Source organism: Klebsiella sp. RCJ4 (assembly GCF_009025755.1).
Lineage (GTDB): Bacteria > Pseudomonadota > Gammaproteobacteria > Enterobacterales > Enterobacteriaceae > Klebsiella > Klebsiella michiganensis.
Genome location: NZ_WCIN01000023.1, coordinates 318011 through 342448, shown reverse-complemented (window position 1 = coordinate 342448; position 24438 = coordinate 318011). Strand labels below are relative to the sequence as shown.

General features: G+C 55.9%; 23 protein-coding genes. 17 read left to right on the top strand and 6 right to left on the bottom strand.

Going from position 1 to position 24438, the window contains the following annotated elements:
• Positions 1 to 68 precede the first annotated feature (68 nt).
• A complete protein-coding gene (gene tnpA / locus F8562_RS08025) occupies positions 69 to 503 on the top strand; it encodes an IS200/IS605 family transposase (RefSeq protein WP_014228411.1) in 435 nt (144 codons plus the stop codon).
• Between the two features lie 83 nt (positions 504 to 586).
• On the opposite strand, the gene ung is transcribed toward tnpA, so the two are convergent.
• On the bottom strand, positions 587 to 1276 hold the full coding sequence (gene ung, locus F8562_RS08020; protein WP_014230405.1) for a uracil-DNA glycosylase: 690 nt from the start codon (positions 1274 to 1276) through the stop codon (positions 587 to 589).
• Positions 1277 to 1587: 311 nt separating this feature from the next.
• On the opposite strand from ung, the gene grcA reads away from it, so the two are divergent.
• Complete coding sequence (gene grcA / locus F8562_RS08015) at positions 1588 to 1971, top strand: autonomous glycyl radical cofactor GrcA (protein WP_004104596.1); 384 nt, start codon at positions 1588 to 1590, stop codon at positions 1969 to 1971.
• Between the two features lie 44 nt (positions 1972 to 2015).
• Here the strand turns inward: grcA and srmB are convergent, their stop codons facing one another.
• Positions 2016 to 3347, bottom strand: a complete 1332-nt coding sequence (gene srmB, locus F8562_RS08010) for an ATP-dependent RNA helicase SrmB (protein WP_004853282.1) — start codon at positions 3345 to 3347, stop codon at positions 2016 to 2018.
• A gap of 132 nt (positions 3348 to 3479) precedes the next feature.
• On the opposite strand from srmB, the gene trmN reads away from it, so the two are divergent.
• Positions 3480 to 4220, top strand: a complete 741-nt coding sequence (gene trmN / locus F8562_RS08005; RefSeq protein ID WP_014839225.1) for a tRNA(1)(Val) (adenine(37)-N(6))-methyltransferase TrmN — start codon at positions 3480 to 3482, stop codon at positions 4218 to 4220.
• On the opposite strand, the gene nadB is transcribed toward trmN, so the two are convergent.
• The gene (nadB, locus tag F8562_RS08000) at positions 4205 to 5824 is read right to left on the bottom strand and encodes an L-aspartate oxidase (RefSeq protein WP_094909363.1); all 1620 of its coding nucleotides are present in this window, start codon (positions 5822 to 5824) and stop codon (positions 4205 to 4207) included. The two genes, trmN and nadB, sit on opposite strands and share 16 nt — an antisense overlap.
• A 424-nt stretch (positions 5825 to 6248) precedes the next feature.
• On the opposite strand from nadB, the gene rpoE reads away from it, so the two are divergent.
• From rpoE to acpS, 11 genes are all read left to right on the top strand, one after another.
• The gene (rpoE, locus tag F8562_RS07990) at positions 6249 to 6824 is read left to right on the top strand and encodes an RNA polymerase sigma factor RpoE (protein WP_004104583.1); all 576 of its coding nucleotides are present in this window, start codon (positions 6249 to 6251) and stop codon (positions 6822 to 6824) included.
• Positions 6825 to 6856: 32 nt separating this feature from the next.
• On the top strand, positions 6857 to 7507 hold the full coding sequence (gene rseA / locus F8562_RS07985) for an anti-sigma-E factor RseA (protein ID WP_004853279.1): 651 nt from the start codon (positions 6857 to 6859) through the stop codon (positions 7505 to 7507).
• Entirely contained in the window at positions 7507 to 8463 is a 957-nt protein-coding gene (gene rseB / locus F8562_RS07980; protein ID WP_004853278.1) for a sigma-E factor regulatory protein RseB, read from the top strand. The genes rseA and rseB overlap by 1 nt, the downstream gene beginning before the upstream one ends.
• A complete protein-coding gene (rseC, locus tag F8562_RS07975; protein ID WP_014230402.1) occupies positions 8460 to 8939 on the top strand; it encodes a SoxR-reducing system protein RseC in 480 nt (159 codons plus the stop codon). The genes rseB and rseC overlap by 4 nt, the downstream gene beginning before the upstream one ends.
• Positions 8940 to 9124: 185 nt before the next feature.
• Positions 9125 to 10924 carry a translation elongation factor 4 gene (lepA, locus tag F8562_RS07970; RefSeq protein ID WP_004853275.1) on the top strand — a complete coding sequence of 600 codons (1800 nt, stop codon included), beginning with the start codon at positions 9125 to 9127 and terminating at the stop codon, positions 10922 to 10924.
• 15 nt (positions 10925 to 10939) lie between these two features.
• Complete coding sequence (gene lepB, locus F8562_RS07965) at positions 10940 to 11914, top strand: signal peptidase I (RefSeq protein ID WP_014230401.1); 975 nt, start codon at positions 10940 to 10942, stop codon at positions 11912 to 11914.
• 226 nt (positions 11915 to 12140) lie between these two features.
• Positions 12141 to 12821 carry a ribonuclease III gene (gene rnc, locus F8562_RS07960; RefSeq protein ID WP_004104573.1) on the top strand — a complete coding sequence of 227 codons (681 nt, stop codon included), beginning with the start codon at positions 12141 to 12143 and terminating at the stop codon, positions 12819 to 12821.
• Positions 12818 to 13723, top strand: coding sequence for a GTPase Era (gene era, locus F8562_RS07955; protein WP_004104571.1), 906 nt, complete (start codon positions 12818 to 12820; stop codon positions 13721 to 13723). The genes rnc and era overlap by 4 nt, the downstream gene beginning before the upstream one ends.
• Positions 13724 to 13921: 198 nt before the next feature.
• Positions 13922 to 14659 (top strand): DNA repair protein RecO, encoded by a 738-nt coding sequence (recO, locus tag F8562_RS07950; protein ID WP_004853269.1) that lies wholly within the window; start codon positions 13922 to 13924, stop codon positions 14657 to 14659.
• An 11-nt stretch (positions 14660 to 14670) separates the two neighbouring features.
• On the top strand, positions 14671 to 15402 hold the full coding sequence (gene pdxJ / locus F8562_RS07945) for a pyridoxine 5'-phosphate synthase (protein WP_014839220.1): 732 nt from the start codon (positions 14671 to 14673) through the stop codon (positions 15400 to 15402).
• Positions 15402 to 15782, top strand: coding sequence for a holo-ACP synthase (gene acpS / locus F8562_RS07940; protein ID WP_014230399.1), 381 nt, complete (start codon positions 15402 to 15404; stop codon positions 15780 to 15782). The genes pdxJ and acpS overlap by 1 nt, the downstream gene beginning before the upstream one ends.
• Before the next feature lie 46 nt (positions 15783 to 15828).
• Here the strand turns inward: acpS and F8562_RS07935 are convergent, their stop codons facing one another.
• Both F8562_RS07935 and F8562_RS07930 read right to left on the bottom strand, forming a co-directional pair.
• Positions 15829 to 16089, bottom strand: coding sequence for a YfhL family 4Fe-4S dicluster ferredoxin (locus F8562_RS07935; protein ID WP_004114478.1), 261 nt, complete (start codon positions 16087 to 16089; stop codon positions 15829 to 15831).
• A 166-nt stretch (positions 16090 to 16255) separates the two neighbouring features.
• Positions 16256 to 17104 (bottom strand): MurR/RpiR family transcriptional regulator, encoded by an 849-nt coding sequence (locus tag F8562_RS07930; protein ID WP_014230398.1) that lies wholly within the window; start codon positions 17102 to 17104, stop codon positions 16256 to 16258.
• Between the two features lie 209 nt (positions 17105 to 17313).
• Here F8562_RS07930 and yfhb point away from each other — a divergent pair, with 209 nt between their 5' ends.
• Both yfhb and tadA read left to right on the top strand, forming a co-directional pair.
• A complete protein-coding gene (gene yfhb, locus F8562_RS07925; RefSeq protein WP_004853258.1) occupies positions 17314 to 17949 on the top strand; it encodes a phosphatidylglycerophosphatase C in 636 nt (211 codons plus the stop codon).
• Positions 17950 to 18007: 58 nt separating this feature from the next.
• Positions 18008 to 18514: a tRNA adenosine(34) deaminase TadA gene (gene tadA, locus F8562_RS07920; protein ID WP_014230397.1), complete on the top strand. Its 507-nt coding sequence runs from the start codon at positions 18008 to 18010 to the stop codon at positions 18512 to 18514.
• On the opposite strand, the gene mltF is transcribed toward tadA, so the two are convergent.
• Entirely contained in the window at positions 18511 to 20127 is a 1617-nt protein-coding gene (mltF, locus tag F8562_RS07915) for a membrane-bound lytic murein transglycosylase MltF (protein ID WP_014839219.1), read from the bottom strand. The genes tadA and mltF overlap by 4 nt on opposite strands.
• Before the next feature lie 174 nt (positions 20128 to 20301).
• Between mltF and purL the strand changes: the two genes are divergently transcribed.
• Entirely contained in the window at positions 20302 to 24189 is a 3888-nt protein-coding gene (gene purL, locus F8562_RS07905) for a phosphoribosylformylglycinamidine synthase (RefSeq protein WP_014839218.1), read from the top strand.
• The last annotated feature ends 249 nt before the right edge of the window (positions 24190 to 24438 follow it).

The window sequence follows — 24438 nt, the reverse complement described above, 5'->3', positions numbered from 1 at the left end:
TAGCCTGAAGAATGCCCATGTCGGAATATCTCTGCTTACTCACCACAAGTAAAAGGAGACAAACCGACATGGGACTTTACAGGAGTTCATCACATGTATATTGGCGTTGCAAATACCACATAGTCTGGACACCCAAGTACCGATTCAGGATCCTGAAAGATAAGCTGGGTAAGGAGCTGTACAGGACGATCTATATCCTCTGTGGAATAAAGGATTGTGAGGTTCTGGAGCTAAATGTTCAGCCCGATCATGTACATCTGGTCGTCATCATTCCACCAAAGATCTCGATATCAACTCTGATGGGCCATCTAAAAGGACGCAGTGCCATCAGGCTTTATAACCGTTTTCCACATATCAGGAAGAAGCTATGGGGGAATCATTTTTGGTCGCGAGGCTACTTTGTCGATACGGTGGGAGTGAATGAAGAAATTATCAGACGATATGTGAGGCATCAGGAGAAAACGGAACAAACGTATGAACAGCAGATGGAATTGCTAGAGTAATCAGCGGAAGGTGACAATAGCCCCCCTTACAGGGGGCATTCTCAAAAGCCACCTTCTCAGAAGGTGGCCTTTTACTTTCAGAGCTATTCGCTTTCAGCCGGTAGCCTGGGCAGCCAGTCAATGGGCGCTTCGCCGCGTTCGGTCAGCCACTGATTCGCCTGCACGAAATGATTACTGCCAAAGAACCCGCGGTGGGCGGAGAGCGGCGACGGATGCGGCGCTTTGAGCACGCAGTGGCGCTGGCGATCGATTATCGCGCCTTTCTTCTGCGCATGCGAACCCCACAGCAGAAAGACGACGCCTTCCCGATGCTGGTTAATCAGCGAAATGACTTTATCGGTAAAGGTTTCCCAACCGAGGCTGGCGTGAGAGTGCGCTTGCCCGGCACGTACCGTTAATACGGTATTGAGCAGCAACACGCCCTGGCGCGCCCAGCTTTCGAGATAACCGTGAGTCGGGCGCTGAAAGCCTGGTATCGTCCCTTCCAGTTCTTTGTACATATTCAGCAGCGATGGCGGGATCTGAATGCCCGGTAGAACCGAGAAGGCGAGGCCGTGCGCCTGCCCGGGTCCGTGGTAAGGATCCTGGCCGAGAATCACCACTTTAACGTCGCTTAGCTCAGTATAACGAAACGCGTTAAAGACATCTTTTTGCGGGGGATAGATGGTGATTCCCGATTGCCGCTCGTCAGCAACGGTTTTCAGGGTATTAACAAAATAGGGTTGCTGCTTCTCTTCTGCCAGCACGTCATGCCAGGTTAATGGGGCGGTCATTTTGCTCTCCTGCAAAGTGTCATTGCCATAGCTTAACTGCATCTTTCAACATCACAAAATTTGCCCCACGCGATTGACGCTCTTTATGCAAAAAAAATTGAAAACTTACAAATTTATTTGGTGGGTGGCATGGCGTAACTTGATGTAAAACAATAATATCCGCCTATGACCACTTTTGTGATGTGGTTTTTGTTGATTTAAATCAAAGAATGCCGGGGGTACGGCTGATATATATACACTCATAGAACAATGGTTTTACCAATTGGCCGCGAAGGCCAATAATCGAACAAACCCTGCCTGGGAGGCATAAAATGATTACTGGTATCCAAATTACTAAAGCTGCAAACGACGACCTGCTGAACTCTTTCTGGCTGCTGGATAGCGAAAAAGGCGAAGCCCGCTGCCTGTGCGCGAAAGCTGGTTTTGCTGAAGATGACGTGGTTGCAGTGAGCAATCTGGGTGAAATCGAATACCGTGAAATCCCGGTAGACGTGAAGCCTGAAGTCCGCGTTGAAGGCGGTCAGCACCTGAACGTTAACGTGCTGCGTCGCGAAACTCTGCTGGACGCGGTTGAACATCCGGAAAAATACCCGCAGCTGACCATTCGCGTGTCTGGCTATGCGGTACGCTTTAACTCTCTGACTCCGGAACAGCAGCGCGACGTTATCGCCCGTACTTTTACTGAAAGCCTGTAAGATTCCGTTTTAATGTGAAAACGCCGGGATATCCCGGCGTTTTTTTACTCTTCGTTTGACTTCTGCGGAGCATCCGCTGCGCTTGGTTTACGACGCTTACCAATGTTTTTGGTATCGCGATGGCGTTTTTTCACGCGCGGTTTCTCTTTTTCTTTCTCTTTCTTCTCTGCACGCTTGGCTAAAACCTTCTTGGAAGGTTTACCGGTTTGCTTCTCGCTGGGTGCGCGAGTGGTCGGGCGCAGTTCATCGATGACGCGGGCTTTTAACGGCTCTTCAATATAGCGGCCAATTTTACCCAGCAGCAGATGGTCGTGGGCTTCGACCAGAGAGATGGCCGTTCCCTTTTTACCCGCGCGTCCGGTACGACCGATACGGTGCAGATAGATGTCGGCCGTGCGCGGCAAGTCGAAGTTGAAAACGTGACTGACGTCCGCGATGTCGATCCCGCGCGCGGCAACGTCGGTGGCGATTAACACGTTAATACGGCCATCGGTCAGGCGGCTAATCGCTTCATTACGTTTTGCCTGTACCATCTCGCCTTCCAGCCAGCAGGTGTTGATACCCGCTTCACGCAGCCAGCCCGCCAGCTCATGCACGCGCTCGCGCTTACGGACGAAGACGATAGAACGCGTCGCTTCCGGCTGCTTTAGCAGATGGACCAGCAGAGCGGTCTTATGCTTGACGTCATCGGCGCGGTAATACCACTGGTGAATCTTTTTACGCTCGCGGGTGGAGGGGGTCGCAGAGACTTCCACCGGTTCTTCCAGCAGACGCTCAGCAAAATCTTTAATGGCGTCACCTTCGAGGGTGGCGGAGAACAGCATGGTCTGCTTACGCCAGCGGGTTTCACCGGCAATGTGTTCGATATCCTGCGCGAAGCCCATGTCCAGCATGCGGTCCGCTTCATCAAGGATCAGCGTTTCAACGGCGCGGCAATCAAAGTTTTCTTCTTTAATATATTGCAGCAGGCGACCGGTCGTGGCGACCACGATGTCCTGGTTCTCGCTGAACACTTCGGCATGGTTCATATAGGCGACACCGCCGGTGATCGTGGCGATATCCAGATGAGTATGTTTTGCCAGCTCACGCGCATGGTCGGCAACCTGCATCGCCAGTTCGCGCGTGGGGGTCAGGATAAGAATGCGCGGCGGACCAGACTTCTTGCGCGGAAAATCGAGCAGATGCTGCAACGCTGGCAGGAGATACGCCGCCGTTTTACCGGTGCCGGTCGGGGCTGAACCGAGAATATCACGGCCATCAAGCGCAGGCGGAATAGCGGCGGCCTGAATGGCTGTCGGGCGTGTGAAACCTTTATCCTGGAGGGCGTCCAGCAGGTTTTCGTCGAGTTCAAGTTCGGAAAAAGTCGTTACAGTCATGATCTACCTCTGAGTGGACCGCCGATTATAGACGTTACGGACGCAATGTTCATCTGTTTGTAAGGCTATCTGTTCTCCGGTATTGTGCATAGCCTTAAGCTCAGGAGTTTTTTGCCCGCAAGGTTATCGAGGATGTCCCAGTCGAAGTTCGCGCTGCCGCGCAATGGTTTTACGTTTAAGCAGTTTTTTGTCGCCCACGATCGCTGTGCGATGAAAGTGGGTACCGACGGCATTTTACTCGGCGCATGGGCCCCCATCGCTCAGGTTAAGCGCGTGCTGGATATCGGCGCGGGCAGCGGTCTGTTAGCGCTGATGCTCGCGCAGCGAACCGGCGAGGCGGTCATCGTGGATGCCGTGGAGCTGGATGAAGAAGCGGCAGAACAGGCGCGAGAAAACGCCGCGGATTCTCCCTGGGCCGAGCGCCTGCAGATTCATCAGGCGGATATTCAGCAATGGCAGCCGCAGCAAACCCGGCGCTATGAGCTGATTGTCAGCAATCCGCCTTTTTTCGCTGAAGGTGTACCTTGCGCCACCTCGCAGCGCGAGCAGGCTCGCTATACCTCCTCCCTCGATCACGCAACATTATTAACCTGCGCCGCCGAGCTTATTACGGAGGAGGGGTTTTTCTGCGTCGTGCTTCCGGTCGACATTGGTAACGCCTTTGTGCAGCGGGCGCAGAATATGGGCTGGCATCTGCGTCTGCGTACCGACGTGGCGGAAACGGAAGTGCGCCCGCCGCATCGGGTTCTGTTGGCTTTTTCGCCGACGGCGGGGGAGGAGTGCTTTAGCGACAGATTGGTCATCCGTGGGCCAGAGCAGCAGTATTCCGAAGGATTTACCGCTCTGACCCAGGACTTTTATCTTTTTATGTGAGCCAGCGGCGAGAGCACCGACGGCCCGCTCTCCGGCAACTGGTCAGGATAGTCCAGCGTATAGTGAAGCCCGCGGCTCTCTTTACGCAGCATGGCGCAGCGCACAATCAGCTCAGCAACCTGCACCAGGTTTCGCAGTTCCAGTAAATTATTGGAGACGCGGAAGCGGGCGTAGTATTCGTCCAGTTCCTGCTGCAGCATAGTAATTCGGCGCAGGGCGCGCTCAAGACGGCGGGTGGTGCGCACGATGCCGACATAATCCCACATCAGCAAGCGCAGCTCATGCCAGTTGTGCTGAATCACGACCAGTTCATCAGGTATTTCAACCTGGCTTTCGTCCCATGATGGCAGTTCATTGACCGTCTGCGCGAACGGCAGACGCTTAACGATATCTTCGGCGGCGGACCACCCGTAGACGAGGCACTCAAGCAATGAGTTTGATGCCATCCGGTTAGCGCCGTGTAATCCGGTATAGCTTACTTCGCCGATGGCATACAGCCCGTCGACGTCGGTGCGCCCGTGATCGTCAACCATGACGCCGCCGCAGGTGTAGTGCGCGGCAGGAACCACGGGCACCGCTTCTTTTGTCAGATCGATGCCCAGCCCCAGCAGCTTCTCGTAGATCATCGGGAAGTGGTGGCGAATAAATTCTGCCGGTTTATGGCTGATATCCAGATACATGCAGTCAGCGCCAAGGCGCTTCATCTCATGATCGATGGCTCTGGCGACGATATCGCGCGGAGCCAGCTCGCCGCGCTCGTCAAAGTCCGGCATAAACCGCGTGCCGTCAGGGCGTTTCAACAGCGCGCCCTCGCCGCGCAGCGCTTCCGTCAGCAGGAAGTTGCGCGCTTGCGGATGGTACAGCGCGGTTGGGTGGAACTGATTAAATTCGAGGTTGGCGACCCGGCAGCCGGCACGCCAGGCCATCGCGATACCATCGCCGGAAGAGACATCAGGATTCGTCGTATATTGATAAACTTTAGCCGCGCCGCCGGTAGCCAGCACCACGGCCTTTGCGTTACAGGTTTCAACCGCTTCTTTATTACGATTCCAGATCCACGCACCCACCACCCGGCGCGTGCCGGGCAGGCCGATTTTATCGGAGATAATAAGGTCAACGGCGTTACTGCGTTCCAGTATGCGGATATTTGGGTGGGCCAGCGCCTGGCTCACCAGGGTAGTCTCAACGGCTTTACCGGTCGCATCGGCGGCGTGGAGAATTCTGCGGTGGCTGTGACCTCCCTCGCGGGTCAGATGGTAGCTCTCTTCGCCGTTCGCCTGAACCTGAGTATCAAACAGCACGCCCTGATCGATTAGCCACTGAACGCAGGGTTTGGCGTTGCTCGCCACGAATGAGACCGCATGGCGATCGCAAAGACCCGCTCCGGCTATCAACGTATCCTCGATGTGCGAGTCAACGCTATCGGTTTCATCAAATACGGCGGCAATACCGCCCTGAGCGTAGAAAGTAGAACCTTCACTGATAGGGCCTTTGCTGAGAACCGTGACCGCGCAGCGTTCCGCCAGGCGTAAGGCAAGGGATAATCCGGCAGCGCCGCTGCCAATAATCAGCACATCACAGGAGGAATCGGAAGTTGTTTTCATGGCCTTTGTTTAATTTACTAAACACAATAAGCGAACAATAGCACCAGCCAGCGAGAAATCGTACATTTTTTTTACTCAGCGTTGTGAGGACTAAACATAACGGCGTAATGAGGCGGGCTGTAAATGGAAAAAAGGTTTTGCGAAGCGGCTCGTGAGCTTCAGATTTTATAGTGAAATAAAAGCCGGGTTACGTTACCCTTCTGGCGGGTCTTGCGCTTTTTCTTATTATCTTACATATCGTTTAGCGACCGGGACATATAATGAGAGATAACAATCCGTCAGCCGGTGCCGGACGAAAAACAAAGGCGTAACGGAACTTTATTGTTTTCAGACACTCCAACCCTCTGCTTGCTCACTTGATGCAGTAATTGGGTGGTGTTTTTGAATACGCATGGGAATTGGGTTTGGGGAGACATTACCTCGGATGAGCGAGCAGTTAACGGATCAGGTCCTCGTTGAACGGGTCCAGAAAGGAGATCAGAAAGCATTTAACCTGCTGGTGGTGCGCTATCAGCATAAGGTTGCAAGTCTGGTCTCCCGCTACGTGCCGCCGGGCGATATCGCTGACGTTGTTCAGGAATCGTTCGTTAAAGCATGGCGTGCGCTGGATTCTTTCCGGGGGGATAGCGCTTTTTACACCTGGTTATATCGCATCGCCGTAAACACGGCGAAGAATTATCTGGTTGCTCAGGGACGCCGTCCGCCATCCAGCGATGTTGATGCGAATGATGCTGAAAACTTCGAAAGTGGCGGGGCATTGAAAGAAATTTCGAACCCTGAGAACTTAATGTTGTCAGAAGAGCTGAGACAAATAGTTTTTCGTACCATTGAATCGCTTCCGGAAGATTTACGCATGGCAATTACCTTGCGGGAGCTGGATGGCATGAGCTATGAAGAAATAGCCGCCATCATGGATTGTCCGGTGGGTACAGTGCGTTCGCGCATCTTCCGGGCGCGAGAAGCTATTGATAATAAAGTTCAACCGCTAATCAGGCGTTGACGATAGCGGAATACTGGAAAAGGGTATCAGGCATGCAGAAAGAAAAACTTTCGGCCTTAATGGATGGTGAAACGCTGGATAACGAACTGCTCAACGAGCTGGAGCGTTCATCTGAAATGCAAAAAACCTGGGAGAGCTACCATCTCATCCGCGATACGCTGCGAGGCGATACGAGTGAGGTGCTCCATTTTGATATCTCAGCTCGCGTCATGGCCGCCATTGAAAACGAGCCCGTTCGTCAGACGGTTCCTCTAATTCCTGAATCTCAGCCCGCACCGCACCAGTGGCGTCAGATGCCTTTCTGGCAAAAAGTACGCCCGTGGGCCAGCTCGCTTACCCAGATGGGCGTTGCCGCGTGCGTATCCCTTGCTGTGATTGTCGGCGTTCAGCAGTATAATGGCCAGTCTGATTCATCCCAGCAGCCAGAGGCGCCGGTGTTTAACACCATGCCGATGATGGGTAAGGCCAGCCCGGTCAGCCTGGGCGTGCCGGCGGATGCTTCGGCAGGTAGCGGTCAGCAGGCTCAGGTGCAGGAACAGCGCCGCAGAATTAATGCTATGCTGCAGGACTATGAATTGCAGCGTCGCCTGCATGCGGAACAGCTTCAGTTTGGCCAGGCCCAGACTCAGCAAGCCGCTGTTCAGGTGCCGGGCTATCAAACTTTAGGAACACAATCGCAGTAATGAAGCAACTTTGGTGTGCCATGTCGCTCATGGCAGGCAGCCTGTTCTTCTCCGTCAACGCCTCGGCTGATACATCGTCCGGGGCGTTGTTGCAGCAGATGAACCTGGCCAGCCAGTCCCTTAATTACGAGCTTTCTTTCGTCAGCATCAACAAGCAGGGTGTTGAGTCGCTGCGTTATCGACACGCTAAACTAAACAATCGCACCCTGGCACAGCTGCTCCAGCTTGACGGGCCGCGTCGGGAGGTGGTGCTGCGCGGAACGGAAATCAGCTATTTTGAGCCCGGACTCGATCCTTTCACCCTGAACGGCGACTATATCGTTGATTCGCTGCCTTCATTGGTCTACTCCGACTTTAAACGTCTGTCATCCTATTACGACTTCATTTCCGTGGGGCGGACGCGTATTGCCGATCGTTTATGCGATGTTGTGCGCGTCGTGGCTCGCGATGGCACCCGCTATAGCTATATCGCATGGTTAGATGCTGAAACTAAGCTGCCTCTGCGCGTCGATCTGCTTGACCGCGACGGCGAAACGCTTGAGCAGTTCCGCGTCGTCTCGTTCAACGTTGGCGATAACGTTAGCGCCAGTATGGAAACCCTGTCTAAGGCTAACCTGCCTCCGCAGCTGTCGGTGCCGGAAGGGGGTAATAAGGCCAACTTTAACTGGGCGCCGACCTGGCTGCCGCAGGGCGTGGCCGAAGTCTCCAGCAGCCAGCGTCGTCTGCCCACTTTCGATGGCCCGGTAGAGTCCCGTTTGTATTCCGATGGGCTGTTTAGTTTCTCTGTCAATATCAATCGCGCCACGGCAAATAGCAGCGATCAGCTGCTGCGTACCGGCCGTCGTACCGTGGCGACTACCGTGCGTGATAACGCAGAGATAACCATCGTTGGCGAGCTGCCGCCGCAAACGGCGAAGCGTATTTCCGATAGTATTAAATTCAGGGCAGTACAATGATTAAAGAGTGGGCGACGGTCGTTTCCTGGCAAAATGGCGTTGCGCTGGTGCACTGCGATGTGAAAGCCTCCTGCAGCAGCTGTGCTTCTCGCGCCGGTTGCGGAAGCCGGGTGCTGAATAAGCTTGGGCCGCAAACCAGCCATACCCTTAGCGTCCCCTGCGAACAGCCGCTGTCGGCCGGGCAAAAAGTCGAACTGGGCATTGCCGAAAGCAGCCTGCTCGGGTCGGCGGTATTGGTTTATATGGCGCCGTTAGTCGGTTTGTTCGTGATGGCATCGATATTCCAGGTGCTGTTTGCCAACGACTTTGCCTCGCTTTGCGGGGCAATTTTGGGCGGCGTTGGCGGGTTTCTGGTCGCTCGCGGTCTTTCGCCTGGCTTAGCCTCCCGGCAGTCGTGGCAGCCGGTTATTATCAGCGTCGGTTTACCGCCAGATTTAGTCCGCATTGAGACGCCTTCCTCCCAGCTGGGTCAGTGATTTCACTGGCCCTTATCTTTATTTACAACTCCCGCAGGAACTCATCATTTACTCCGGTTATGCTAGCGGTAAGAGCATTTCCTGGTTTCGTGGATGTAGTGTAGAATGCGGCGTTTTCGGATTAAAAAACGTCAGGCACAGAACAGCGGCCTCATGATTCGCGTAAGGCATAATTAACTCTAAATATGAAGAATATACGTAACTTTTCAATCATCGCTCACATCGACCACGGTAAGTCGACATTGTCTGACCGTATTATCCAGATTTGCGGTGGCCTTTCCGATCGTGAAATGGCAGCCCAGGTTCTGGACTCCATGGATCTTGAACGTGAGCGCGGTATCACTATCAAGGCGCAGAGCGTCACCCTGGATTACAAAGCGACTGATGGCGAAACCTATCAGCTGAACTTTATCGACACCCCCGGCCACGTCGACTTCTCTTATGAAGTTTCTCGTTCGCTTGCCGCCTGTGAAGGCGCTTTGCTGGTGGTTGATGCCGGCCAGGGCGTCGAAGCCCAGACGCTGGCTAACTGCTATACGGCGATGGAAATGGACCTTGAAGTCGTACCGGTCCTGAACAAAATCGACCTGCCCGCAGCCGATCCGGAACGGGTAGCGGAAGAGATTGAAGACATCGTTGGTATTGATGCCACCGATGCGGTGCGCTGTTCAGCGAAGACCGGCGTTGGCGTACCGGACGTGCTGGAGCGCCTGGTGCGCGATATTCCGCCGCCGGAAGGCGATCCGGAAGCGCCGCTGCAGGCTCTGATTATCGACTCCTGGTTTGATAACTACCTCGGCGTCGTTTCTCTGGTGCGTATCAAAAACGGCACCATGCGCAAAGGCGATAAAATTAAGGTGATGAGTACCGGGCAGGTGTATAACGCCGATCGCCTGGGCATCTTCACGCCGAAGCAGGTGGACCGTACCGAGCTGAAATGCGGCGAGGTAGGCTGGCTGGTTTGCGCCATTAAAGACATCCTTGGCGCGCCGGTCGGCGATACGCTGACGCTTGCGCGCAACCCGGCAGATAAAGCGCTGCCCGGCTTTAAAAAGGTGAAACCGCAGGTCTATGCCGGCCTGTTCCCGGTCAGCTCCGATGATTATGAAAACTTCCGCGACGCGCTGGGCAAACTGAGCCTCAACGATGCTTCTCTGTTCTATGAGCCGGAAAGCTCTACGGCGCTGGGCTTCGGTTTCCGCTGCGGCTTCCTGGGTCTTCTGCATATGGAGATCATCCAGGAGCGCCTGGAGCGTGAATACGATCTGGATCTGATCACCACGGCGCCGACGGTAGTCTATGAAGTCGAAACCACCTCGAAAGAGGTTATCTACGTCGACAGCCCGTCGAAGCTGCCGCCGCTGAACAATATTCAGGAGCTGCGCGAGCCAATCGCGGAGTGTCACATGCTGCTGCCGCAGGAGTTTTTGGGCAACGTCATCACCCTGTGTATCGAAAAACGCGGCGTACAGACCAACATGGTCTACCACGGCAATCAGGTTGCGCTGACCTATGAAATCCCGATGGCGGAAGTGGTGCTCGACTTCTTCGACCGACTGAAGTCTACCTCCCGCGGCTATGCGTCGCTGGACTACAACTTCAAGCGCTTCCAGGCTTCCAACATGGTGCGTGTGGATGTGTTGATTAACGGCGAGCGTGTGGATGCGCTGGCGCTGATCACGCATAACGACAATGCGCCATACCGTGGCCGCGAACTGGTAGAGAAGATGAAAGAGCTGATCCCGCGTCAGCAGTTCGATATCGCTATCCAGGCTGCCATCGGCAACCATATTATTGCCCGCTCTACCGTCAAACAGCTGCGTAAAAACGTCCTGGCGAAATGCTATGGCGGCGACGTCAGCCGTAAGAAAAAGCTGCTGCAGAAGCAGAAAGACGGTAAGAAACGCATGAAGCAGGTCGGTAACGTTGAGCTTCCGCAGGAAGCGTTCCTCGCCATTCTGCACGTTGGTAAAGACGGCAAATAACCCTAAGGAGTTGGCATGGCGAACATGTTTGCCCTGATCCTGGTCATCGCTACTGTGGTGACGGGTCTGTTGTGGTGCCTGGATAAGTTTATCTTTGCGCCAAAACGTCGCGAAAGTCAGGCCGCTGCGCAGGCGGCGACCGGCGACCAGTTGGACAAGAAAACGCTGAAAAAGGTCGGCCCGAAACCGGGCTGGCTGGAAACCGGCGCGTCAATCTTCCCGGTACTGGCGATTGTGCTGGTGGTTCGCTCATTCATTTATGAGCCCTTCCAGATCCCCTCCGGCTCGATGATGCCGACGCTGCTGATCGGCGATTTTATTCTGGTTGAGAAGTTTGCCTACGGCATTAAAGATCCGATTTACCAGAAGACGCTGATCGAAACCGGACATCCGAAGCGCGGCGATATTGTCGTCTTTAAATATCCGCAAGATCCGCGCCTGGATTATATCAAGCGTGCGGTCGGTTTACCGGGTGATAAAGTGACTTACGATCCGATTGCCAAGCAGGTCACTATCCAGCCGGGCTGTAGTTCTGGCCAGGCCTGCGGCAACGCGCTGCCGGTCACTTACTCCAACGTTGAGCCGAGCGATTTCGTACAGACCTTCTCCCGCAGCAACGGCGGCGAAGCGACCAGCGGTTTCTGGCAACTGCCGAAAGGCGAGACGAAAGCCGATGGCATCCGTCTGGCCGAACGTAAAGAGACGCTGGGCGAAGTGACGCACCGTATATTGACCGTACCGATTGCTCAGGACCAGGTGGGGATGTATTACCATCAGTCCGGTCTGCCGCTGGCGACCTGGATTGTCCCGCCGGGGCAGTATTTTATGATGGGTGACAACCGCGATAACAGCGCCGATAGCCGTTATTGGGGCTTTGTGCCGGAAGCGAATCTGGTGGGTAAAGCAACCGCAATCTGGATGAGTTTCGAAAAACAGGAAGGCGAATGGCCTACCGGCGTACGTTTATCGCGTATCGGTGGTATCCAGTAAATCTTTCCTGCTTTATTCACGCTGCCGACGCAATAACGGCAGCGTGAATTATTTAAAATTTAAATCTATTCAAACTAACGACATCCCTTGTCGTTGCGTATAGAATATCCCCCCGAAGTTTTAGGTTGTCTCTCGTAAGATTGACACAGCACACGAAACCGCGTTGGTTTTTACTCAGGTCGGTTTCGTGTGCTGCATTTTTGACGCATTCATCTATTGGTAACGCATGAACCCCATCGTAATTAATCGGCTTCAACGGAAGCTGGGCTACACTTTTCATCATCAGGAGCTGTTGCAACAGGCATTAACTCACCGCAGTGCCAGCAGCAAACACAATGAGCGCCTGGAATTTTTAGGCGACTCAATATTGAGCTTTGTGATCGCGAACGCGCTCTATCATCGTTTCCCTCGGGTAGACGAAGGCGATATGAGCCGCATGCGCGCGACCCTGGTACGAGGCAACACGCTGGCAGAAATCGCCCGCGAGTTCGAATTAGGTGAATGTCTGCGTCTTGGGCCGGGTGAACTGAAAAGCGGGGGCTTTCGCCGTGAATCTATACTGGCGGACACCGTTGAAGCGTTAATCGGCGGGATTTTCCTCGACAGCGATATTCAGAACGTTGAGCGCCTTATTCTCTCCTGGTACCAGAGTCGTCTGGATGAAATCAGCCCGGGTGACAAGCAAAAAGATCCGAAGACGCGCTTGCAGGAGTATCTGCAGGGGCGCCATCTGCCGCTGCCGTCTTACCTGGTGGTACAGGTTCGCGGTGAAGCGCACGATCAGGAATTTACTATCCACTGCCAGGTTAGCGGCCTGAGTGAACCGGTGGTTGGCACGGGTTCTAGCCGTCGCAAGGCGGAGCAGGCTGCCGCCGAACAGGCGCTGAAAAAGCTGGAGCTGGAATGAGCGAAGAAAAGAACTACTGCGGATTTATTGCCATCGTTGGTCGTCCAAACGTGGGCAAATCCACATTGCTGAACAAGCTGCTCGGGCAGAAGATCTCGATCACTTCCCGAAAAGCGCAGACGACGCGTCACCGCATCGTTGGTATTCATACTGAAGGCCCGTATCAGGCGATCTACGTCGATACCCCGGGCCTGCATATGGAAGAAAAACGCGCGATTAACCGTCTGATGAACAAAGCGGCAAGCAGCTCCATTGGCGACGTAGAGCTGGTTATTTTCGTCGTTGAAGGTACCCGCTGGACGCCGGACGACGAGATGGTGCTCAACAAGCTGCGCGATGGTAAAGCGCCGGTGATTCTGGCGGTCAACAAAGTCGATAACGTACAGGAAAAAGCCGATCTTCTGCCGCACCTGCAGTTCCTTGGCAGCCAGATGAACTTCCTTGATATCGTGCCGATTTCCGCGGAAACGGGGCTGAACGTTGATACCATCGCCGGTATCGTGCGTAAGCATCTGCCGGAAGCGATTCATCACTTCCCGGAAGATTACATCACCGACCGCTCTCAGCGCTTTATGGCTTCCGAGATCATTCGTGAAAAGCTGATGCGTTTCCTCGGCGCTGAACTGCCGTATTCCGTTACCGTGGAAATCGAACGTTTTGTAACCAACGAGCGCGGCGGCTACGATATCAACGGTCTGATTCTGGTTGAGCGTGAAGGGCAGAAGAAGATGGTGATTGGCAACAAAGGGGCCAAAATCAAAACCATCGGTATCGAAGCGCGTAAAGACATGCAGGATATGTTTGAAGCGCCGGTTCACCTCGAGCTGTGGGTGAAAGTGAAGTCCGGCTGGGCTGATGACGAACGCGCGCTGCGCAGTCTCGGTTACGGCGACGATCTCTAAGTTTGGATACTCTATGGCTTTCGAGGTGCAGGACAAAACACAAAGTGTTTTGAACAGCGCTTGCGCTGGCTGCGAAGGAGCGAGGCCAGAGGCTGAGTCACGCGGCAAGACCGCGAGTCCCCGGAAGCTTACTTCAGTAAGTGACTGGGGTGAGTGGGCGCAGCCAACGCACCTGCGGCTTGAAAGACGACGAGTATGATGGAAGGCTGGCAACGCGCTTTCGTACTGCATAGCCGTCCCTGGAGCGAAACCAGCCTGATGCTGGACGTCTTCACGGAAGAATCCGGCCGCGTGCGCCTTGTGGCTAAAGGCGCACGTTCCAAACGTTCGAACCTCAAAGGCGCGCTTCAGCCTTTTACTCCCTTACTGCTTCGCTTTGGCGGGCGCGGCGAAGTCAAAACGCTGCGCAGCGCGGAAGCCGTCTCGCTGGCGCTCCCTCTCAGCGGCATCACGCTCTACAGCGGCCTTTACGTCAACGAACTTCTCTCTCGCGTGCTTGAGCACGAAACGCGCTTTTCCGAACTCTTCTTCGATTATTTGCACTGTATCCAGTCTCTGGCTGGCGCAAGCGGCTCGCCGGAACCGGCGCTACGGCGTTTTGAACTGGCGCTGCTGGGGCATCTGGGATATGGCGTGGATTTCCTGCACTGCGCCGGCAGCGGAGAAGCGGTTGACGACGCAATGACCTATCGCTACCGTGAAGAAAAAGGCTTTATCGCCAGCGTGGTTATTGATAACAACACCTTTACCGGGCACCATCTTAAGGCGCTGGCGAGCCGTGAATTTCCGGACAGCGATGCGCTGCGCGCGGCAAAGCGTTTCACCCGTATCGCCCTGAAGCCCTATCTGGGCGGGAAGCCGCTAAAAAGTCGCGAGCTTTTTCGTCAGTTTTTGCCCGCGCGGGCAGCGCGAGCCGATAAAACAAATAACGATTAACGAGGATTGTCATGGCTGAATTACTGTTGGGGGTCAATATTGACCACATTGCGACATTACGCAACGCTCGCGGTACCGCTTATCCGGATCCTGTACAGGCGGCCTTTATCGCCGAGCAGGCCGGCGCTGACGGTATTACCGTCCATCTGCGCGAAGATCGTCGCCATATTACCGATCGCGATGTCCGTATTTTGCGCCAGACGCTGGATACCCGCATGAACCTTGAGATGGCGGTGACGGAAGAGATGCTGAAGATTGCCTGTGAGACTCAGCCCCATTTTTGCTGCCTGGTACCGGAAAAACGTCAGGAAGTGACCACCGAAGGTGGACTGGACGTGGCGGGCCAGATCGACAAAATGCGCGACGCCTGTAAACGCCTTGCCGATGCCGGTATCCTGGTTTCGCTGTTTATTGACGCGGACAACGCGCAAATTAAGGCGGCAGCGGACGTTGGCGCGCCTTATATCGAAATTCACACCGGATGCTACGCTGATGCGCAAACTGACGCTGAGCAGGCAAAAGAGCTGGAGCGTATTGCCAAAGCGGCGACCTATGCCGCCAGCCTGGGGCTGAAGGTTAATGCCGGTCACGGTTTGACCTACCATAACGTGAAGGCCATTGCCGCGCTGCCGGAAATGCACGAGCTGAACATCGGCCACGCGATCATTGGCCGTGCGGTGATGAGCGGCCTGAAAGAGGCGGTGGCGGAAATGAAGCGCTTGATGCAGGAAGCGCGCGCCTGATGGCCATTCTCGGACTGGGTACTGATATTGTAGAAATTGCCCGTATTGAAGCGGTAATTGCCCGCAGCGGCGATCGTCTGGCGCGTCGCGTCCTGAGCGATAGCGAGTGGGCGATATGGGAACAGCATCAGCAGCCGGTCCGTTTTCTGGCCAAGCGTTTTGCCGTTAAAGAAGCGGCGGCCAAGGCGCTTGGTACCGGCATCCGCAATGGGCTGGCGTTTAATCAGTTTGAGGTTTACAACGACGAGCTGGGTAAGCCAAAGCTGCGATTGTGGGGCGAAGCGAAGAGTCTGGCCGAGCGCATGGGCGTAAGCAGCATTCACGTGACGCTGGCCGACGAGCGTCACTATGCCTGCGCCACGGTGATTATCGAAAGCTAGAGTGTTACAGGCCGGAGAGGTCGGTTAACGCCGCCATCCGGCAATATCACAGTTTGTCCGCGTGGTGCAGCAGGACAAACTTATCCCACAGCTGCTCTTCATTTTCGTTATGGGCCGGATCTTTCAGAATGGTATTTGGGATCGGGCACACCTTCTGGCAGGTCGGCGTATCATAGTGGCCAACGCATTCGGTGCAGCGATCGCTGTTAATTTCATAAATGCTATCACCCATGGATATCGCCTCATTCGGGCACTCCGGCTCGCACATATCGCAGTTGATGCATTTTTTGGTGATTAACAGCGCCATCAGGAAATTCTCAGAAACAACACAAACAGGGCGGGCATTATACGCCCATTTTTCGCCCGGGCCAGCTCTTTTCAACCGCGGTGCGACCATCCGCAGCGGAGAAATTTTGCCCGGCCTGAGCCAATAAGAGAGTGTGTGCTTTTGACAGCGGGCAGGGCACTCGGGGTTACACCAGCTTTTTCACCAGCGCTTCGCTATGGCGAATCCGCTCCGGAGCGTGCTCAAGATCCTGCTGCACCAGCCCCATAAACAGAAGATCGGTCAACATCATTTGCGCGCTGGTGGAGGAGATCGCGGCGCTACGCGTGGCCTGCTCTTCCGCAATGGTGTACAGGCACAGCGTTGCCTGCTGCTGAAGCGCGTTGGGGTTAAAGCCGGTGATCGCCAGGATCTGGCTTCCTACCCGCAGCGCTTCACCGGCCGCCATATTGATCTCGCGTCGTTCACCGGAATAGGAGATGGCCAGCAGCAGATCGTCCGGAGACATCGCCTGTACCGTCGCCAGCAGGGCGTGCATATCCTGTTCTGATACCGCGTTAATGCCGATTTTCATCAGCTTCCAGCTAAAGTTTCTCGCCACCAGGCCCGACGCGCCGATGCCGGTAATGATGACCCGACGGGCGTGGCGCAACAGCGTGACGGCTTCCAGCAGCTTCTCTTCGGTGTTGACGTCCAGCGAGGCGTGCATGGCCGCGACGTTATCTTTAATCAGCTTTTCGCCAACCAGGCGCAGGGGATCGTCGCCGCGAATCTGGTTATGCACCGGTACGGATTGCGGAGTCGGCGCGCTTGCCAGGGCTTCGCTCAACGCCAGCTTTAACGCCGGGAAGCCTTTGAACCCCATCTTCTGCGCAAATTTCACTACGCTTGACTGGCTGACGCCGGCTTCGCCCGCCAGCTGCTGCGAGCTGAGGTGGCGGGTTTGATCCGGTTGAGCCAGAATGAAATCGGCCAGTTTTTTATCGCTTGCGGCCAACGTCGGATAGCGCTGGCGAATACGGGTCAAACAGTTCATAGCGGCTCCGGAGGACAGCTTCACCCTCGGCTGAAAGAATTTTGTATTCGATTATAAGAGGATTATCGCGAATTAAAAATTCTGTGCCTAAGATTTCTCGGCAAAGACGTTTTCTTAATACGGATTCAACAGCAGCGTATGTTTTCGCTATTGGCGACGTAAGGCTGTTAAGCTATTGGTTATCATGCGATCGTTCAGGGGAGTGGGTTTTGAATAGCAGCACGCGGAGAGTGGTTTTCTTTGATCTGGATGGAACCTTGCATCAGCAGGATATGTTCGGCAGCTTTTTGCGCTATGCCCTGCGCCATCAGCCGCTGAACGCGCTGCTGCTGCTTCCTTTATTGCCAGTTATCGCGGCCGGACTGATGTTATACGGTCGCGCCGCGCGCTGGCCGATGAGCCTGCTGCTCTGGGCATCAACCTTCGGACGCAGCGAGCAGCAGCTTAAACGCCTGGAGGCCAATTTTGTTCGCTGGTTTCGCCAGCACGTCACGGCATTCCCGGTTGTTCAGGCGCGGCTTAAACATTATCTGACCAGCACGGACGCTGACGTCTGGCTGATCACCGGTTCGCCGCAGTCGCTGGTTGAACAGGTCTATTTTGATACCGCCTGGCTGCCGCGGGTGAATCTGATCGCCAGCCGAATGGAGCGACGCTACGGCGGCTGGGGATTAACCCTGCGCTGTCTCGGTAATGAAAAAGTGACGCAGCTGGAACAAAAGATCGGCGCACCGCTGCGCTTGTATAGCGGCTACAGCGACAGCGAGCAGGACAACCCGCTGCTCTCTTTTTGCCAGCACCGCTGGCGGGTAACGCCGCAGGGCGATCTTCAGCAGTTAGAATAGTGTGTAATACATAGCGCCCATGTATAATGCGCCCCGCTTTTCTGCAGGAGTGCCCGCTTTGTCTGACCATGAATTAAATGATGAATACTGGATGCGTCACGCCCTGACGCTGGCTAAACGCGCCTGGGAAGAGGGCGAGGTGCCGGTCGGCGCCGTGCTGGTGCATAATCATCAGGTCATCGGCGAGGGCTGGAATCGGCCCATTGGCCGCCACGATCCCACCGCGCACGCCGAGATTATGGCGCTGCGTCAGGGCGGGCTGGTGTTGCAAAACTATCGCCTGATTGACGCAACGCTGTACGTTACTCTCGAGCCCTGCGTGATGTGCGCCGGGGCAATGGTGCACAGCCGTATTTCCCGACTGGTGTTTGGCGCCAGGGATGCGAAAACCGGCGCCGCCGGGTCGCTGATTGATGTTCTGCATCATCCGGGCATGAACCATCGGGTAGAAATAGCGGAAGGTGTTATGGCGGAGGCCTGTTCCGGCATGCTGAGCGATTTCTTCCGCTGGCGGCGGGAAGAGAAAAAAGCGCTAAAGCGAGCGGGCCAACAGGCGCAAGATTAATGCCCCATTCCGGGGATTTTTAATTTTGCGTTATCGACCAGCGTTTCGGCGCGAAAGTTAAAAAAGGACCTGGTGTACTGCTCTTCTTTATCCAGCTCATCCGGCATGACCGCCGGATAGTGTTCGCCTAAGGCCGCCATCTGCGCGTCTTTTTTCTCTTTTTCAGAGAGATAGCCCACGAGGCTAATATGATATTTGCGGATATTTTCGACGTAGGCGTAGGCTTCGTGCCCGCGTGCAAAGCCGTACTTCAGTCGGCTGTAGTAGTTTTTCTGGCTTAGCAACGGCAGACGCTGCTTCACATCGGCCCAGCTATTCGGGTTGCCTTTCTGCTTTTTGGTCAGCGCCATCGCGTCAAGCATGTGCGCGTAGCCCATATTATAAGCCGCCAGCGCAAACCAGATGCGCTCGTCCTGTGGGACCGACTCCGGCACTTTATTCATCATGTCCTGTAAATAACGCATGCCGCCGTCGAGGCTTTGCTCGGCGTCGGTACGATCGGTCAGGCCCAGGCTTTGCGCCGTATTGCGGGTCAGCATCATTATCCCGCGAACGCCCGTCGGAGAGGTGGCCTGCGGATCCCAGTGCGATTCCTGCCATGAGATAGCCGCCAGCAGCCGCCAGTCTATCTGTCGGGCGTATTTTTCAAACATCGGCTGCAGGTCAGGTAGAACGCTCTCCACGGCGCGCAGGAAGGTGCGGGTGTCAACGTAGTCAAAATCGTTGCCGTGGCCGAGGTATTTCTCCTCCAGCCTCGCCAGGGTGCCATCTTCGTTAATGTTATTGAAGAAATCGAGCATTGCCGCCGGCAGGGAATTATCCTCACCTTTTTCGCTAAACCAGGTGACCGGCTGTTCGTCGCTGATATCGAGGGCGACGGCCAGCTCCGGGTGGACGCGCTGGAACAGACTGACGGCGACCGAATCAGCGACGGTATAGTCGAGTTTGCCATCGATAACCGCCTGCATCAGCGCCGTCGTGCCGCGCTTATCGTCCACGTGCCACTCAAGGTCGGGATATTTTTGCTTTTTCAATGCCTGAAGATCGTTAATCGCCACGTGCCCGGGAGCGATGGCCAGCTGCGCGGCGGTGATGTTTGCCAGGGTGCGCGGACGCAGGTTGCCTTTGCGATACACCAGCTGTTGCGAAACGGAATAGTAGGTCGGCCCGACCTGATAGTTTTTCACCCGCTCGGAGTTGTAGACCAGCCCGGCTGCCAGCATGTCGGCTTTGCCTTCATCGAGGTCGTCGAATAGCTGGCTGATATTCTGCCTGACGGTGACTTTGAGCTCGACGCCGAGGTAGTCGGCAAACTGCTGCGCCAGCTCATAATCAAAACCGTAGGTCTTGTCATTGATGGTCGCGAAGGTCATCGGCGAATTAATGGTGCTGATTCGCAGTTCTCCGCGCGCCATGATCCCCGCCACGCGGTTTTCTGGTTTTCCCATCCACGGGAGAGACGGCCACAGGGCAGCCGCCAGCAGGAGGGTCACAATGCCGATGAGCAGATAATTAATCTTTAGTTTTTTCAGATAGTTAATCTTCTGCAGCTTCGCGTTCCTCAGCAGATTATGACCAGAAAAAGTAAAAGGTTGTCCTGGAATGAGCGGCATTTTGCTTAAGAATGCGCCAGTTGGCAACTTATTCGCGAGATGAGTCACATTAATTGATAAACCCCGGCAATCATTTTATTTCTACGCAAACGGTTTCGTCGGGGCGCAGGATTCACTATAATGGCGCCCGTTTCCCCCCTGGCTCACCATGAAAGCTTCGAAGACGAGAGACTTATGATGGAAATTTTGCGTGGTTCACCTGCACTGTCGGCATTCCGTATCAATAAACTGCTGGCACGTTTCCAGGCGGCCAACCTTCCGGTCAGCACCCTTTATGCCGAGTACGTTCATTTTGCCGACCTCAGCGCCCCGCTCAGCGGCGACGATCGCGAGAGCCTGGCAAGATTGCTCAAGTATGGCCCGAACTTAAGCAGCCATACCCCGACCGGCAAGCTACTGCTCGTTACCCCCCGTCCCGGCACCATCTCTCCCTGGTCTTCTAAAGCTACCGACATCGCCCATAACTGCGGCCTGTCACAGGTTTTGCGCCTGGAGCGCGGCGTGGCGTATTACGTCGAAGCGAGCAGCCTGAATGACGAACAGTGGTCGCAGGTGGCGGCCGAACTGCATGACCGCATGATGGAAAGCGTCTTTGGCGCGCTGGAAGAGGGTGAAAAACTCTTCGCCCACCATCAGCCAACCCCGGTCACCAGCGTTGATCTGCTGGGCCTGGGCCGTCAGGCGCTGATTGACGCCAACCTCCGTCTGGGGCTGGCGCTGGCGGATGATGAAATCGACTATCTGCAGGATGCTTTCCAGAAGCTGGGTCGCAACCCGAACGATATCGAACTCTATATGTTCGCGCAGGCTAACTCCGAGCACTGCCGACACAAGATTTTTAACGCCGACTGGGTCATTGATGGCGAAAAGCAGCCGAAGTCGCTGTTTAAAATGATCAAAAACACCTTCGAGAAAACCCCGGACTACGTGCTGTCTGCTTATAAAGACAACGCCGCGGTAATGGAAGGTTCAGCCGTGGGGCGCTACTTCGCCGACCACGAAACCGGCCGCTACGACTTCCACCAGGAAGACGCGCATATTCTGATGAAGGTCGAAACCCATAACCACCCGACGGCAATCTCTCCGTGGCCGGGCGCGGCGACCGGTTCCGGCGGCGAAATTCGCGATGAAGGCGCCACCGGGCGCGGCGCGAAGCCGAAAGCGGGTCTGGTGGGCTTCTCGGTTTCCAACCTGCGTATTCCGGGGTTTGAGCAGCCGTGGGAAGAGGATTTCGGTAAGCCGGAGCGTATCGTCACCGCGCTGGATATCATGACCGAAGGCCCGCTGGGCGGCGCGGCGTTTAACAACGAATTTGGTCGTCCGGCGCTCAACGGTTACTTCCGTACCTATGAAGAGAAAGTGAGCAGCCACAACGGCGAAGAGCTGCGCGGCTATCACAAGCCCATTATGCTGGCGGGCGGTATCGGCAACATTCGCGGCGAACACGTGCAGAAGGGCGAGATCGTCGTCGGCGCGAAGCTGATTGTTCTCGGCGGTCCGGCGATGAACATCGGTCTTGGCGGCGGCGCGGCCTCTTCAATGGCTTCCGGCCAGTCCGATGCCGATCTCGATTTCGCCTCCGTACAGCGCGACAACCCGGAAATGGAACGTCGTTGCCAGGAAGTTATCGACCGCTGCTGGCAGCTGGGCGACGCTAACCCGATTCTGTTTATCCACGACGTCGGCGCCGGCGGTCTGTCGAACGCGATGCCTGAACTGGTCAGCGACGGCGGACGCGGCGGTAAATTCCAGCTGCGCGATATCCTCAGCGATGAGCCGGGCATGAGCCCGCTGGAGATCTGGTGTAACGAATCGCAGGAACGTTATGTGCTGGCGGTCGCGCCGGAGCAGCTGCCGCTGTTTGATGAGCTGTGCCGCCGCGAACGCGCGCCGTATGCGGTGATTGGCGAAGCGACCGAAGCGCTGCATCTGAGCCTCGACGATACTCACTTTGACGATCGCCCGATCGACCTGCCGCTTGACGTGCTGCTGGGCAAAACGCCGAAAATGACCCGCGACGTGCAGACGCTCAAAGCCCAGGGTCAGAGTCTGGAACGCCAGGGAATCACTATTGCCGACGCGGTGAATCGCGTGCTGCACCTGCCGACCGTGGCGGAGAAAACCTTCCTCGTCACCATCGGCGACCGTACCGTCACCGGTATGGTGGCGCGCGATCAGATGGTGGGTCCGTGGCAGATCCCGGTGGCTAACTGCGCGGTGACCACCGCCAGTCTCGACAGCTACTATGGCGAAGCCATGTCCATTGGCGAACGCGCGCCGGTGGCGCTGCTGGACTTTGCCGCTTCCGCCCGTCTGGCGGTCGGCGAGGCGCTGACCAACATCGCGGCGACGCAGATTGGCGCGCTCAATCGCGTGAAGCTGTCGGCAAACTGGATGGCCGCAGCCGGTCACCCGGGCGAAGACGCCGGTTTATATGAAGCGGTAAAAGCGGTTGGCGAAGAGCTCTGTCCGGCCCTCGGACTGACCATTCCGGTGGGTAAAGACTCCATGTCGATGAAAACCCGCTGGCAGGAAGGCACTGAACAGCGCGAGATGACCTCTCCGCTGTCGCTGGTGATTTCCGCCTTTGCCCGCGTGGAAGACGTACGCCGTACCGTCACCCCACAGCTCGCGACCGAAGACAACGCCCTGCTGCTGATTGATTTAGGCAAGGGGAACAATGCGCTGGGCGCGACCGCGCTGGCGCAGGTTTATCGTCAGCTTGGCGATGTGACCGCCGATGTGCGCGATGTCGCACAGCTGAAAGGCTTCTGGGACGCAATGCAGGCGCTGGTGGCCGAAGGTAAGCTGCTGGCGTGGCACGACCGGTCTGACGGTGGCCTGCTGGTCACGCTGGCCGAGATGGCCTTTACCGGCCACTGCGGCGTCAAGGTTGATATCGCCGCGCTCGGCGAGGATCGTCTGGCCGCGCTGTTTAACGAGGAGCTTGGCGGGGTGATTCAGGTTCGTGCCGCCGACCGCCAGGCGGTGGAAGCGCTGCTGGCCGCTCATGGTCTGGCGGATTGCGTTCACTATCTTGGCAAGGCCACGACGGGCGATCGCTTTGTCATCGAGGCCGACGGTCATCCGGTATTCAGCGAAAGCCGCACAACGCTGCGCATGTGGTGGGCAGAAACCACCTGGCAAATGCAGCGTCTGCGCGATAACCCGGAGTGCGCCGACCAGGAGCACGAGGCGAAAGCCAACGATGCCGATCCGGGCCTCAACGTGAAGCTCTCCTTCGATATCAATGAGGATATCGCTGCGCCTTATATTGCCACCGGCGCGCGTCCGAAGGTTGCGGTGCTGCGCGAGCAGGGTGTGAACTCCCATGTAGAAATGGCCGCGGCGTTCCATCGCGCGGGCTTTGATGCCATCGACGTGCACATGAGCGACCTGCTGGCGGGCCGTACCGGTCTTGCTGACTTCCAGGCGCTGGTGGCCTGCGGCGGCTTCTCCTACGGTGACGTTTTAGGCGCGGGTGAGGGCTGGGCGAAATCGATCCTGTTCAATGAGCGGGTTCGCGACGAATTTGCCACCTTCTTCCATCGTCCGCAAACCCTGGCGCTGGGCGTGTGCAACGGCTGCCAGATGATGTCTAACCTGCGCGAGCTGATCCCGGGCAGCGAGCTGTGGCCGCGCTTTGTGCGTAACCAGTCCGACCGCTTTGAAGCCCGCTTCAGCCTGGTTGAAGTGACCCAGAGCCCGTCTCTGCTGCTGCAGGGGATGGTGGGGTCAATGATGCCGATTGCCGTATCCCACGGTGAAGGGCAGGTGGAAGTTCGCGATGGCGCGCATCTGGCGCAGCTGGAAAGTAAAGGCCTGGTGGCGCTGCGCTTCGTCGACAACGCTGGTAAGGTGACGGAAAACTATCCGGCTAACCCGAACGGTTCGCCGAACGGTATCACCGCGGTGACCAGCGAAAGCGGGCGCGCGACCATCATGATGCCGCACCCGGAACGCGTGTTCCGCACCGTGTCGAACTCCTGGCATCCGGAAAACTGGGGCGAAGACAGCCCGTGGATGCGTATTTTCCGCAACGCGCGTAAACAGCTGGGCTAAAACCGCTCACAAATCGCATTAAGCCTCCTGCCCGCGCAGGGGGCTTTTTTATTGGTGAGGCGTATCGACAGCAGGTGTCGGGGATCGCCGACAAATGCGCTATAGCGGTGTCGTCAAAAGGTGACACTTAACTTATTGATTTATAATAGCATTGCTAAACCATTCATCCGGTGTTGCTAATCAGCGACACTTTGCGCGAAAACCGACCATCATCATTCATGCCCATGAATAGTAAAAAGATATTATATT